The 13,306-nt window shown below is 68.6% G+C and carries 10 protein-coding genes; all 10 read left to right on the top strand.

From position 1 onward, the window contains the following. Positions 1–29 precede the first annotated feature (29 nt). The 10 genes from HMPREF2716_RS05835 (at position 30) to triC (ending at position 13,237) form a co-directional block, all read left to right on the top strand. Complete coding sequence (locus HMPREF2716_RS05835) at positions 30–575, top strand: RNA polymerase sigma factor (RefSeq protein ID WP_003112642.1); 546 nt, start codon at positions 30–32, stop codon at positions 573–575. Next, positions 572–1,567 carry a FecR family protein gene (locus HMPREF2716_RS05840; protein ID WP_023117887.1) on the top strand — a complete coding sequence of 332 codons (996 nt, stop codon included), beginning with the start codon at positions 572–574 and terminating at the stop codon, positions 1,565–1,567. Before HMPREF2716_RS05835 ends, HMPREF2716_RS05840 begins: the two co-directional genes overlap by 4 nt. A gap of 147 nt (positions 1,568–1,714) precedes the next feature. Then, positions 1,715–4,102 carry a TonB-dependent siderophore receptor gene (locus HMPREF2716_RS05845; protein ID WP_070621835.1) on the top strand — a complete coding sequence of 796 codons (2,388 nt, stop codon included), beginning with the start codon at positions 1,715–1,717 and terminating at the stop codon, positions 4,100–4,102. Positions 4,103–4,388: 286 nt separating this feature from the next. After that, positions 4,389–5,306, top strand: coding sequence for a pca operon transcription factor PcaQ (gene pcaQ / locus HMPREF2716_RS05850; protein WP_003102186.1), 918 nt, complete (start codon positions 4,389–4,391; stop codon positions 5,304–5,306). 134 nt (positions 5,307–5,440) lie between these two features. Next, positions 5,441–6,160 carry a protocatechuate 3,4-dioxygenase subunit beta gene (pcaH, locus tag HMPREF2716_RS05855; RefSeq protein ID WP_003102187.1) on the top strand — a complete coding sequence of 240 codons (720 nt, stop codon included), beginning with the start codon at positions 5,441–5,443 and terminating at the stop codon, positions 6,158–6,160. A 10-nt stretch (positions 6,161–6,170) separates the two neighbouring features. Beyond that, complete coding sequence (pcaG, locus tag HMPREF2716_RS05860) at positions 6,171–6,776, top strand: protocatechuate 3,4-dioxygenase subunit alpha (protein WP_003118582.1); 606 nt, start codon at positions 6,171–6,173, stop codon at positions 6,774–6,776. Between the two features lie 206 nt (positions 6,777–6,982). Further along, positions 6,983–7,822, top strand: coding sequence for an IclR family transcriptional regulator domain-containing protein (locus HMPREF2716_RS05865; protein WP_003083866.1), 840 nt, complete (start codon positions 6,983–6,985; stop codon positions 7,820–7,822). Positions 7,823–7,974: 152 nt separating this feature from the next. Continuing rightward, on the top strand, positions 7,975–9,126 hold the full coding sequence (triA, locus tag HMPREF2716_RS05870) for a triclosan efflux RND transporter adaptor protein TriA (RefSeq protein ID WP_003118583.1): 1,152 nt from the start codon (positions 7,975–7,977) through the stop codon (positions 9,124–9,126). Then, the gene (gene triB, locus HMPREF2716_RS05875) at positions 9,123–10,193 is read left to right on the top strand and encodes a triclosan efflux RND transporter adaptor protein TriB (protein WP_003083872.1); all 1,071 of its coding nucleotides are present in this window, start codon (positions 9,123–9,125) and stop codon (positions 10,191–10,193) included. Before triA ends, triB begins: the two co-directional genes overlap by 4 nt. Beyond that, positions 10,190–13,237 (top strand): triclosan efflux RND transporter permease subunit TriC, encoded by a 3,048-nt coding sequence (triC, locus tag HMPREF2716_RS05880; protein ID WP_003102199.1) that lies wholly within the window; start codon positions 10,190–10,192, stop codon positions 13,235–13,237. Before triB ends, triC begins: the two co-directional genes overlap by 4 nt. Positions 13,238–13,306 lie beyond the last annotated feature (69 nt).

The following is a 13,306-nucleotide window of genomic DNA, read 5'->3' on the forward strand; positions in this document are numbered from 1 at the left end:
ACCTACCTCCCGGCCCGCGCCCGGATGCCTTGCCGGCAGACGGCGAGGCGGCGCGCCGCGCGGATCTCCTCAAGGCCTTCCTGGCCCAGCGCCAGCGCATGGAAAGCCTGGTCAGCCGCTGGGTCGGCTGCCGGGCGACCGCCGCCGACCTGGTCCAGGAGCTGTTCCTGCGCTTCTGGCGGCGCCCGGCCGCCCCGGTGGAGGAGCTTGGCAGCTACCTCCTGCGCAGCGCGCGCAACCTGGCCATCGACCACTTGCGTGGCGAAGGATCGCGGCAACGGCAACTGGACGATTGGCTGCCGGAGCAGCGCCAGGGCGAGCCGGTCGGTCCCGAGCAGGCGCTCGAGGCCGGCGACCAGTGGCGCCGGGTCGAGGCCGCCTTGCGCGGCCTGCCCGAGCGGACCCGGCGGATTTTCCTGCTCAATCGCATCCACGGCCGCACCTACGCGGAGATCGCCCAGGCCATGCAGCTTTCCCAAAGCGCCGTGGAAAAACATATGATGCGCGCCCTCGACGCCTGCAAGGCGAGCCTGGCCGGCCCGGCCGGCGAGCAGGCAAGGAGCGCCCAGCCATGACCCGACCCGATAGCGACGCCGCGCCCTACGAGCCCGTCCTCGAGCAGACCGCACAGGCCTGGCTGGTGCGCCTGCGCGGTACGCCGGATGCGGCGACCCGGCGGGCCTTCGAGGACTGGCTGGCGCAGCGGCCGGCGCATGCCGAGGCCTATGCCCGCGCCGAGGCGCTCTGGCGCCTGACGGAAATACCGGCGAGCCGCCTGGCCATCGAAGAGGCCGATGCCCTGGAAGCCTACCTGCGGCCGCGCCGAGCGTCGCGCAACCCGCGGCGCTGGGCCTACCCGCTGGCCAGCGTCGCCTGCCTGCTGGCGATGCTCTGGCTGGGCGGCTGGTGGCAGCCCGGCGACTGGCTGCAGGACTGGCGTGCCGACTATGTCGCCGCGCCGGGACAGGTCGCCGAATGGAAGCTGGCCGATGGCTCCTACCTGAGCCTGGACGCCGGCAGCGCGGTGCGCGTGCGTATCGACGGCGGCCAGCGGCGGGTCGAACTGCTGCGCGGCGCCGCCGCGTTGCGGGTGAAGCGCGACGCGCTGCCATTCGTGGTCGAGGCCGGCGAAGGTCGGGCGCGGGTACTGGGCACCGAGTTCGAGGTCCGTCGCGGCGCCGGGGCGACCCGCGTCACCGTGTTGCAAGGGCGGGTCGCGGTGAGCGTCGGCACCGGTGCGGGCGCCGCCGAGGAAGTGCTGGGCGCCGGCCAGCAGGTCGGCTTCGCCGACGGCAAGCTGGGCCGGCCCGTGGCCATCGACGCCGCCGCCGCGCTGGCCTGGCGCCAGGGTTGGCTGAGCTTCTACCGGCGGCCGCTGGCGGAAGTGCTCGACGAACTCGCTCGCTACTACCCCGGACGCATTCTCCTGCTCGACGACGCGCTCGGTCGCCAGCCGGTCAGCGGCAGCTTCCGCAGCGATGATCCCGAAGCCGCGCTGAAGTCGCTGCAGGCGGTGCTCGGCTATCGCCAGCAGATCCTGTTCGGACGCCTGGTGGTGATTCGCTGACGGTGGCCCTGGTCCGTTTGGCCGCAGGAATCTTTCCCGGCGAAGAATTTTTTTGCCCTGCGGGGTGAGGTAAATCCGGCGCCGCTTCGTGTAGTGCTCATGACCGCGATTGATTCGCATTAGAAAAGCGACCGACACGAGCAACCCATGACCCTGTTCCCGCGCTTCGCCCTGCGTACTCTCCCCGCCCTGTTCCTCAGCCTCGGCTGTCTCGCCGCCACCGTGCAGGCCGCCGAGGCGGTTCGCTACCGCTTCAGCCAGGCTGCCGCGCCGCTGGCCCAGGCGCTCAACGCGTTCAGCCGGGCCAGCGGGCAGACGCTGCTCTACACCGCCGAGCTGCCGCCGCAGGCGACCGCTCCGGCATTGCACGGTTCGCTGGTCGCGGAGGAGGCGCTGCAACGCCTGCTGCAGGGCAGCGGCCTGCGCGCGCGGCGGATCGACGAGCGCACCCTGACCCTGGAACCGATCCCCGCCAGCGGCGCGCTCGACCTCGATGCCACGACGGTCTCCGCCGCCGCCCCGGCGCAGGGCTACCGGCCGGCGGCCAACGCCTCGATCAGCCGCGGCGATGCGCCGCTACTGGAAATCCCCCAGGCGATCAGCGTGGTCCCGGCACAGGCGCTGCAGGACCAGCGCCCGCGCAACCTTGACGACGCGCTGGGCAACATCAGCGGCATCACCCAGGCCAACACCCTCGGCGGTACCCAGGACGCGGTGATGAAGCGCGGCTTCGGCGACAACCGCGACGGCTCGATCATGCGCGACGGCATGCCCTCGGTGCAGGGCCGCAATTTCACCGCCACCGCCGACCACGTCGAGGTGCTGAAGGGGCCAGCATCCCTGCTCTATGGCATCCAGGATCCGGGCGGGGTGGTCAACGTGGTGAGCAAGAAGCCACAACTGCAACAAGCCAACGCCCTGACCCTGCGTGGCTCGGCCTACGCCCACGGGCGCAACGGCAGCGGCGGCCAGCTCGACTCCACCGGCCCGCTGGGCGACAGCGGACTGGCCTACCGGATGATCCTCGATCATGAGGACGAGGATTACTGGCGCGACTTCGGCAAGAGTCGCGAGACGCTGGTGGCGCCCTCGCTGGCCTGGTACGGCGAGGACACGACGGTCAACCTGAGCTACGAGCACCGCGAGTTCACCACGCCGTTCGACCGTGGCACGGCCATCGACCCGCGTACCAACCGCCCGCTGGACATCCCGCGCAGCCGGCGCCTGGACGAGCCCTTCAACATCACCGAGGGCCGTTCCGAGCTGACCCGCCTGGATCTCGAACGGCAGCTCGACGACACCTGGAAGGCCCACTTCGGCTACGGCTACAGTCGCGAGACCTACGACGACAACCAGGCCCGGGTGATGGCCGTGAATGCCGACGGCACCCTGACCCGGCGCATGGACGGCACCCACGGCGCGGTCAGCAGCGACAGCTTCGCCACCCTCGGCCTGAGCGGAACGCTGCAACTGGCCGGGATGCAACATGACCTGCAATTCGGCATGGACCACGAGAAGCGCAAGATCTTCCGCGCCGACCTGCTGCGCGACAGCAAGACCAGCCGCTTCGACTACCTCGACCCGGTCTATGGCCAGGTGGTGCCGTCGACCCGGGTGGTCGCCGGCGACAGCGACCAGACCGACAAGCTGCGCAGCGACTCGCTGTACTTCCAGGACTCGATCCACCTGGACGAACGCTGGATCCTGGTCGGCGGCGCGCGCTACCAGATCTACGACCAGCTCGCCGGGCGCGGCCGGCCGTTCAACGCCAACACCGATATCAACGGGCAGAAATGGGTGCCGCGCGGCGGCCTGGTCTACCGCCTGAGCGACGAGGTTTCGCTGTACGGCAGCTACACGCGCTCGTTCAAGCCGAACTCGACCATCGCCCCGCTGAGCACCGGCGAGACCATCGATTCGGCGATCCTGCCGGAGGAGGCGACCTCCTGGGAGCTGGGCGCCAAGCTGGATGTGCCGGGGCGTCTCAGCGGCACCCTGGCGCTGTTCGACATTCGCAAGAAGAACGTGCTGGTCAACGAACTCGACGGTGCCGGCAACAGCAGCGTGCGCGCCGCCGGCCGGGTCCGCTCGCGCGGCCTGGAGCTGGACCTCACCGGCCAGCTCAGCGAACGCTGGAGCCTGATCGGCAGCTACGCCTGGCTCGCCGCGGAAGTCACCGAGGACCCGACCCTGGAGGGCAAGCGCCTGCAGAACGTGGCGCGCAACACCGCGTCGCTGTCGGCGGTCTACGAACTCGGCCAGCTCTTCGGCGGCGACCGCCTGCGCCTGGGCGGCGGCGCGCGCTACGTCGGCAAGCGCCCGGGCGACCCGGCCAATTCCTTCGACCTGCCGTCCTACACCGTGGCCGATGCCTTTGCCAGCTACGACACCCGCTTTGGCGGACACGGCGTGAAGTTCCAGCTCAACGTGAAGAACCTGTTCGACCGCACCTACTACCCGTCCAGTGCCAATCGACTGTACGTGGCGATGGGCGAGCCCCGGCAGTTCCAGGTGTCGACGACGGTGGAGTTCTGAGTCGGCGCTCGCTCCAGGTGGGGTTCCCCGGCGTCCTCCTGGACGTGGAGGCCCCCCTGAAGGGCGAAGGGTCGGCGCGATGCTGCCCGACCATGCTCCATCCGGTTCCTTCTTCCCCCAGGGAAGGGATTGCCCGGCGCGTGAGTCGTTCCGCCATCCAGTGCCTTCTCCCTTTGGGGAAAGGAAGGCGGAGAACCGCCTGGCACGACCTCGCCGCACGCCACACCTCGTTCCCAACCCGCCCGTTGGGTACCATGCCCGCACCACTCGCCGCCCCGGCCGCCCCATGAACCTCGACAACCGCATCAAGTTCCGCCACCTCGCCTGCTTCCTCGAAGTCGCCCGCCAGCGCAGCTTCGCCAAGGCGGCGGATGCCGTGGCGGTGTCGCAGCCGGCGATCTCCAAGACCCTCAAGGAACTGGAGGAAATCCTCGGCGCGCGCCTGTTCGAACGGAGCAAGGCCGGCGCCGAGCTGACCGAGGCGGGCGTGACCTTCCTGCGCTATGCCGGCCCCTGCGTGCAGGCCCTGCGCGACGGGGTGAACACCCTGCGCGGCCACGAGGCGCAGGTCGAGACGGTGCGGGTCGGCGTGCTGTCGACGGTGGAGAGCCTGGTGGTGCCCGAGGTGATCCGGCGCCTGCACCGGCGCCACGGTGCGCTGGTGGTCAGCGTCGCCACCGGACCCAGCGCCTACCTGCTGGCGCAACTGAAGGTCGGCGAGCTGGACCTGGTGGTCGGGCGGATGACCGATAGCCCGGACATCCAGGGCCTGACCTTCGAGCACCTGTACAGCGAGTCGATGATGCTGGTGGTGCGTCCCGGCCACCCCTTGCTCGCCGCGCCCCTCGGCGACCTGCAGCGGCTGGCCGAATTCCCACTGGTGCTGCCGCTGGCCGGCACCACCATCCGCCGCCACGCCGACAGCCTGTTCGTGCAATGGGGCATCGCGCTCGCCGGACAGCGCCTGGAAACCCTCTCGCCGACCCTCAGCCGCAGCTATGTGTTGCGCAGCGAGGCGATCTGGGTGGCGCCGCGCGATGCCGTGCGCCTGGACGTCGGCAACGGCGAGCTGGCCGAGCTGGACCTGGGTATCCGCGAACCGGGCGGTTCGGTCGGGCTGTGCCACAACGCGGCCTTGCCGTTGCCGCTGGGGGCGCAATGGTTCAGCGCGGTGTTGCGCGAGGTGGCCGCCGAGTTGCACTGATAAAGCATAACCAAATGGTTATGTATGGGGCCGGATAATTCACTGTCCCCGTCCCGCCTCCTGCGCAAGACTTCGTTTTCCATGCCTGAATCCACAAGCCTGGCGACCGATAACGCGAATAACAGGAGCCCGACATGCACGACGCCGAAAGCCGTCGTTTCGTCATCCGTGACCGAAACTGGCACCCCAAAGCCTTGACCCCCGACTACAAGACCTCCGTGCCGCGCTCGCCGAGCCAGGCGCTGGTGAGCATCCCGCAATCGCTCTCGGAAACCAGCGGGCCGGACTTCTCCCACCTCAGGCTCGGCCGCCACGACAACGACCTGCTGCTCAACTTCGACCACGGCGGCCTGCCCCAGGGCGAGCGCATCATCATGTTCGGCCGGGTCTTCGACCAGTACGGCAAGCCGGTCCCGCACACCCTGGTGGAGATGTGGCAGGCCAACGCCGGCGGGCGCTACCGGCACAAGAACGACCGCTACCTGGCGCCGCTCGACCCGAACTTCGGCGGCGTCGGCCGGACCCTCACCGACAGCGAGGGCCACTATTACTTCCGCACCATCAAGCCCGGGCCCTATCCCTGGCGCAACGGCCCCAACGACTGGCGCCCGGCGCACATCCACGTGTCTGTCAGCGGCCCGGCGATCGCCGCGCGGCTGGTCACCCAGATGTACTTCGAGGGCGACCCGCTGATCCCCAAGTGCCCGATCATCCGCACCCTTGCCGACCCGGAGGCGGCGCAGAGCCTGATCGGCCGGCTCGACATGAGCATGGCCAACCCGATGGATTGCCTGGCCTACCGCTTCGACATCGTCCTGCGCGGGCAGCGCAAGACCTTCTTCGAGAACGCCTGAGGAGCCGACCATGAGCCACGAACTGCTGCGGGAAACCCCTTCCCAGACCGCCGGTCCCTATGTCCACATCGGCCTGGCGCTGGCCGCCGCCGGCAACCCGACCCGTGACCTGGAGATCTGGAACCGCATGGCCCGCGAAGACGCGCCGGGCCAGCACATCCTCCTGCTCGGCCACGTCTACGACGGCAACGGCCACCTGGTGCGCGACTCGTTCCTGGAGTTCTGGCAGGCCGACAGCGAAGGCCGCTACCAGGAGCGCTACGATCCGGAGCGTCCGTTCAACAGCTTCGGCCGCACCGCCACCACCTTCGATGCCGGCGAGTGGACCCTGCACACGGTCAAGCCGGGGGTGGTGCGTAACGCCCAGGGCGTGCCGATGGCGCCGCACATCAACGTCTCGCTGTTCGCCCGCGGCATCAACATCCACTTGCAGACCCGGCTGTACTTCGATGACGAGACCGAGGCCAACGCCGCCTGTCCGGTGCTCAACCTGATCGAGCAGGCGCCGCGTCGCGACACCCTGCTCGCGCAGCGCTGCGAAGTGGACGGACAGCTCGCCTACCGTTTCGACATCCGCATCCAGGGCGACAACGAGACGGTGTTCTTTGACTTCTAGGCGCATCGATCGCGCGGGAAGGAAGGGCGCCCTTGCCGGAGCGGCAAGGGCGTACCCAGAACCCGCCGATGGGTACCTGACATTACTCCCGGAGGGCGATGGGTAGCCCCGACAGTACTACAGTCGGAGGCGCTCCGGTCAATTGCGATGATCGAACGAGTGTCCGATAATCGGCGAGCCTTTCCGTGACCCGAGCCCGAACGTCCATGAGCGAACTCCCGGAACACCCCGCCACCCTGGCGCCGCCGACCGTCCTTTCGCCGGCCAAGCGCATCGAGGCCTTCACCGGCGATCCCAACTTCATGACCTCGCTGGCCCGTGGCCTGGCGGTGATCCATGCGTTCCAGGAGCGCAAGCGGCACCTGACCATCGCCCAGATCAGCCACCGCACCGAGATACCCCGCGCCGCCGTGCGTCGCTGCCTGCACACGCTGATGCAGCTTGGCTACGCCACCACCGACGGGCGCACCTACTCGCTGTTGCCGAAGGTGCTCACCCTCGGCCACGCCTACCTGTCGTCGACGCCGCTGGCGATCACCGCGCAGCCGATCCTCGACCGCCTCAGCGAACAGCTCCACGAAGCCTGCTCGATGGCCACCCTGGAGGGCGACGACGTGCTCTACATCGCCCGTTCGGCCACTCCCCAGCGGCTGATTTCGGTGGACCTCAACGTCGGCAGCCGGCTGCCCGCCTATTGCACCTCGATGGGCCGCATCCTCCTCGCCGCGCTGGACGACGACGCGCTGCACGCCTACTTCGGCGGAGTGGAGATGCAGGCCAAGACCAGCCGTACCCTGTATACCCCCGAGACCCTGCTGCCGTGCCTGGTGGAGATTCGTCGCCAGGGCTGGTGCATCGTCGACCAGGAGCTGGAAGTCGGCCTGCGCTCGCTGGCGGTGCCGGTACGCGACTCCGCCGGCCATGTGCTCGCCGCGCTGAACGTCGGCACCCATGCCGGGCGGGTCTCCCGCGCCGAACTGGAAAGCCGTTTCCTGCCGTTGCTGCTGGAGGCCAGCCGCGAGCTGAGCGCGCGCCTGTTCACCTGACGCCGGAGGCGATCCCCTCCACAAGTTTGGAAAAGGAACCCCCGCTTCCATCTGATAGTCGCAATCCTTGGGGACGCGGCTAGAATCCCTGCCAATTCTGGGAGTTTCCGGCCGGATCGGCCGGTATCTGTATGGATCGCGAAGGGGAAGGCATGTCAGACGCCAGAGGCGCTTTTCATTCCAAAGGTCGCTGGTCGCGGATGGCGCTGCCTGCCATCCTGTGCGCCGGCCTGCTTGTCGGTTGCGGCGCCGAGCCGCCCGCCGAGGAACACGTCCGTGTGCTGGCGCAGACGGTGAAGATGGCCGAGTTCGCCTCGGCCACCTCGATCACCGGCGACATCCAGGCACGGGTACAGGCCGACCAGTCGTTCCGTGTCGGCGGCAAGATCGTCGAGCGCCTGGTCGATGTCGGCGACCACGTCGCGGCTGGCCAGGTGCTGGCGCGGCTCGACCCGCAGGACCAGCGCAGCAACGTGGAGAACGCCCAGGCGGCGGTCGCCGCGCAGCAGGCGCAGTCGAAGCTCGCCGACCTCAACTACCAGCGGCAGAAGGCGCTGCTGCCCAAGGGCTACACCAGCCAGAGCGAGTACGACCAGGCGCTGGCCTCGGTGCGCAGCGCGCAGAGTTCGCTGAAGGCCGCCCAGGCGCAGTTGGCCAACGCCCGCGACCTGCTTTCCTATACCGAGCTGCGTGCCTCCGACGCCGGGGTCATCACTGCCCGCCAGGCCGAGGTCGGCCAGGTGGTGCAGGCCACCGTGCCGATCTTCACCCTGGCCCGCGACGGCGAGCGCGACGCGGTGTTCAACGTCTACGAGTCGTTGTTCAGCCACGATGTCGACGGCCAGCGGATCACCGTCAGCCTGCTCGGCAAGCCGGAAGTCACCGCCAGCGGCAAGGTCCGCGAGATCACCCCCACGGTGGACGAGCGCAGCGGTACGCTGAAGGTCAAGGTCGGCCTCGACTCGGTGCCGGCGGAAATGAGCCTCGGCAGCGTGGTCAACGCCAGCGTCGCCGCGCCGGCCGAGCACAGCGTGGTGCTGCCCTGGTCGGCGCTGTCCAAGGTCGGCGAGCAGCCGGCGGTCTGGTTGCTCGACCAGCAAGGCAAGGCGCGTCTGCAACCGGTGCGGGTGGCACGCTACGCCAGCGAGAAGGTGGTCATCGACGGTGGCCTGGAGGCGGGCCAGACGGTGGTCACGGTGGGCGGCCAACTGCTCCATCCGGGCCAGGTGGTCGAGGTGGCCCAGCCGCCGCAGCCGACCCAGAGCACCGCCAGCCGCGACGCCGTGGGCGGAGGCCAGCCATGAAGCCGTTTTCCCTCGCCGGCCTGTTCGGCTTCGCCCTGCTCCTCTCCGGCTGCGGCGACGAGCCGCCGCCGGCACCGCCGCGGCCGGTGCTGACGGTGACCGTGAAGACCCTGAAGAACGACGACCTCGGTCGCTTCGCCGGGAGCATCCAGGCGCGCTACGAGAGCGTGCTCGGCTTCCGCACCAACGGACGGATCGCCTCGCGCCTGTTCGACGTCGGTGACTTCGTCGGCAAGGGCGCGCTGCTGGCGACCCTCGACCCCACCGACCAGCAGAACCAGTTGCGCGCCAGCCAGGGCGACCTGGCCAGCGCCGAGGCACAGTTGATCGACGCCCAGGCCAATGCCCGGCGCCAGGAAGAACTGTTCGCTCGCAGCGTCACCGCCCAGGCGCGCCTGGACGATGCGCGGACCCGCCTGAAGACCAGCCAGGCCAGCTTCGACCAGGCCAAAGCGGCGGTGCAGCAGGCCAGGGACCAGCTTTCCTACACGCGCCTGGTGACCGATTTCGACGGCGTCATCACCACCTGGCACGCCGAGGCCGGGCAAGTGGTCAGCGCCGGCCAGGCGGTGGTCACCCTGGCCCGGCCCGAAGTGCGCGAGGCAGTCTTCGACCTGCCCACCGAGGTCGCCGAGAGCCTGCCGGCCGACGCGCGCTTCCTGGTCAGCGCCCAGCTCGACCCGCAGGCCAGGACCACCGGCAGCATCCGCGAGCTGGGTCCGCAGGCCGACGCCTCGACCCGCACCCGTCGCGTGCGCCTGAGCCTGGCGCAGACGCCGGAGGCGTTCCGCCTCGGCTCGACCATCCAGGTCCAGCTGAGCAGCGCCGGTAGCGTGCGCAGTGTGCTGCCGGCCAGCGTGCTGCTGGAGCGCGACGGCAAGACCCAGGTCTGGGTCGTCGATGGGAAACAGTCCAGCGTGGCCCTGCGCGAGGTACAGGTGCTCAGCCGCGACGAACGCCAGGTGGTGATCGGACAGGGCCTGGCCGACGGCGACCGGGTGGTCCGCGCCGGAGTCAACAGCCTCAAGCCCGGCCAGAAGATCAAACTCGACGAGGATGCGCGATGAAGGGCGGTTTCAACCTGTCGGACTGGGCCCTGCGCCACCAGTCCCTGGTCTGGTACCTGATGGCGGTATCGCTGGTGATGGGCGTGTTCTCCTACCTCAACCTGGGGCGCGAGGAGGATCCCTCGTTCGCCATCAAGACCATGGTCATCCAGACCCGCTGGCCGGGCGCCACGGTGGACGACACCCTGGAGCAGGTCACCGACCGCATCGAGAAGAAGCTCGAGGAGCTGGACTCGCTGGATTACGTGAAGAGCTACACGCGACCCGGCGAATCGACGGTCTTCGTCTACCTCAAGGACACCACCAAGGCCGGCGACATCCCGGATATCTGGTACCAGGTGCGCAAGAAGATATCCGACATCCAGGGCGAATTCCCCCAAGGCATCCAGGGACCGGGTTTCAACGACGAGTTCGGCGACGTGTTCGGCAGCGTCTACGCCTTCACCGCCGATGGCCTGGACTTCCGCCAGCTGCGCGACTACGTGGAGAAGGTGCGCCTGGACATCCGCTCGGTGAAAGACCTGGGCAAGGTGCAGATGATCGGTGCGCAGAACGAGGTCATCTACCTCAACTTCTCTACCCGCAAGCTGGCCGCCCTCGGTCTCGACCAGCGCCAGGTCGTGCAGAGCCTGCAGGCGCAGAACGCGGTGACCCCGTCGGGCGTGGTCGAGGCCGGCCCCGAGCGCATCTCGGTGCGCACCTCCGGCAACTTCCGTTCGGAAAAGGACCTGCAGGCGGTCAACCTGCGGGTCAACGATCGTTTCTACCGGCTGTCCGACCTGGCCAGCATCAGCCGCGATTTCGTCGACCCGCCGACCTCGCTGTTCCGCTACAAGGGCGAGCCGGCCATCGGCCTGGCGGTGGCGATGAAGGAGGGCGGCAATATCCTCGAGTTCGGCGAGGCGCTCAATGCGCGCATGCAGGAGATCACCGGCGAACTGCCGGTTGGCGTCGGCGTGCACCAGGTGTCGAACCAGGCCCAGGTGGTGAAGAAGGCGGTCGGCGGTTTCACCCGGGCGCTGTTCGAGGCGGTGGTGATCGTCCTCATCGTCAGCTTCGTCAGCCTCGGCCTGCGCGCCGGGCTGGTGGTGGCCTGCTCGATCCCGCTGGTGCTGGCGATGGTCTTCGTGTTCATGGAATACACCGACATCACCATGCAGCGGGTTTCCCTCGGCGCGCTGATCATCGCCCTCGGCCTGCTGGTGGACGATGCCATGATCACCGTGGAGATGATGATCACGCGCCTCGAACTGGGCGACTCGCTGCACGACTCGGCGACCTACGCCTACACCTCGACGGCCTTCCCGATGCTCACCGGGACCCTGGTGACGGTGGCCGGCTTCGTGCCCATCGGGCTCAACGCCAGCTCCGCCGGCGAGTACACCTTCACCCTGTTCGCAGTGATCGCCGTGGCGCTGCTGCTGTCGTGGATCGTCGCGGTGCTGTTCGCCCCGGTGATCGCCGTGCACATCCTGCCGAAGACTCTCAAGCACAAGTCGGAGCAGAAGAAGGGCCGCATCGCCGAGCGTTTCGACAGCCTGCTGCACCTGGCGATGCGCCGGCGCTGGACGACCATCTTCCTCACCGCGCTGCTGTTCGGCGTGTCGCTGTTCCTGATGAAGTTCGTCCAGCACCAGTTCTTCCCGTCTTCCGACCGTCCGGAACTGCTGGTCGACCTCAACCTGCCGCAAAACAGCAGCATCCACGAGACCAGGGCGGTGATGGACCGCCTGGAAGCGACGCTGAAGGACGATGAGGACATCGACCACTGGAGCGCCTACGTCGGCGAAGGCGCGATCCGCTTCTACCTGCCGCTGGACCAGCAGTTGCAGAACAACTTCTATGGCCAACTGGTGATCGTCACCAAGGACCTGGAGGCCCGCGAGCGCGTCGCCGCACGCCTGCGCGATCGCTTGCGCAAGGACTACGTCGGCATCAGCACCTACGTGCAGCCGCTGGAGATGGGGCCGCCGGTGGGACGGCCGATCCAGTACCGGGTCAGCGGACCGCAGATCGACAAGGTCCGCGAGTACGCCATGGGCCTGGCCGGCGTGCTCGACGGCAACCCGAACATCGGCGATATCGTCTACGACTGGAACGAGCCCGGGAAGATGCTCAAGATCGACATCGCCCAGGACAAGGCGCGCCAGCTCGGGCTTTCCTCCGAGGACGTGGCGCAGATCATGAACAGCGTGGTGACCGGCAGCGCGGTGACCCAGGTGCGCGACGACATCTACCTGGTGAACGTCATCGGCCGCGCCGAGGATAGCGAGCGCGGCTCGCTGGAGACCCTGGAGAGCCTGCAGATCGTCACGCCCAGCGGCACCTCGATCCCGCTCAAGGCGTTCGCCAAGGTCAGCTACGAGCTGGAGCAGCCGCTGGTGTGGCGCCGCGACCGCAAGCCGACGATCACGGTGAAGGCGTCGCTGCGCGGAGAGATCCAGCCCACCGACCTGGTCGCCCGGCTGGCGCCGGAGGTCAAGCGCTTCGCCGACGGCCTGCCGGCGAACTACCGGATCGAAGTGGGCGGCACGGTGGAGGAGAGCGGCAAGGCCGAGGGCCCGATCGCCAAGGTGGTGCCGCTGATGCTGTTCCTCATGGCGACCTTCCTGATGATCCAGTTGCAGAGCGTGCAGAAGCTGTTCCTGGTGGCCAGCGTCGCGCCGCTGGGGCTGATCGGGGTGGTCGCGGCGTTGCTGCCGACCGGCACGCCGATGGGCTTCGTGGCGATCCTCGGGATTCTCGCGCTGATCGGCATCATCATCCGCAACTCGGTGATCCTGGTGACCCAGATCGATGCCTTCGAGAAAGACGGCAAGACGCCCTGGGAAGCCGTGCTGGAAGCCACCCACCACCGCACCCGGCCGATCCTGCTGACGGCGGCGGCGGCCAGCCTGGGGATGATCCCCATCGCCCGCGAAGTGTTCTGGGGGCCGATGGCCTATGCGATGATCGGCGGCATCGTCGCCGCCACGCTGCTCACGCTGATCTTCCTGCCGGCGCTGTACGTCGCCTGGTACCGGATTCCGGAACCGGGACGCTGAGCGCGACGGAAGGGGAAGGGGGCGCCGCCGTAGCAGAGTCTGTGCGGGGGGAAGGAGAGCGGACGGCGG

This window comes from Pseudomonas sp. HMSC076A11, from assembly GCF_001810205.1.
Classification (GTDB): domain Bacteria; phylum Pseudomonadota; class Gammaproteobacteria; order Pseudomonadales; family Pseudomonadaceae; genus Pseudomonas; species Pseudomonas aeruginosa.

Coding starts and splice junctions, on each gene's coding strand:
- triC (WP_003102199.1), top strand. CDS start 10,190: ATGAAGGGCGGTTTCAACCTGTCGGACTGGGCCCTGCGCCACCAGTCC.
- triB (WP_003083872.1), top strand. CDS start 9,123: ATGAAGCCGTTTTCCCTCGCCGGCCTGTTCGGCTTCGCCCTGCTCCTC.
- pcaG (WP_003118582.1), top strand. CDS start 6,171: ATGAGCCACGAACTGCTGCGGGAAACCCCTTCCCAGACCGCCGGTCCC.
- triA (WP_003118583.1), top strand. CDS start 7,975: ATGTCAGACGCCAGAGGCGCTTTTCATTCCAAAGGTCGCTGGTCGCGG.
- HMPREF2716_RS05845 (WP_070621835.1), top strand. CDS start 1,715: ATGACCCTGTTCCCGCGCTTCGCCCTGCGTACTCTCCCCGCCCTGTTC.
- HMPREF2716_RS05840 (WP_023117887.1), top strand. CDS start 572: ATGACCCGACCCGATAGCGACGCCGCGCCCTACGAGCCCGTCCTCGAG.
- pcaQ (WP_003102186.1), top strand. CDS start 4,389: ATGAACCTCGACAACCGCATCAAGTTCCGCCACCTCGCCTGCTTCCTC.
- pcaH (WP_003102187.1), top strand. CDS start 5,441: ATGCACGACGCCGAAAGCCGTCGTTTCGTCATCCGTGACCGAAACTGG.
- HMPREF2716_RS05865 (WP_003083866.1), top strand. CDS start 6,983: ATGAGCGAACTCCCGGAACACCCCGCCACCCTGGCGCCGCCGACCGTC.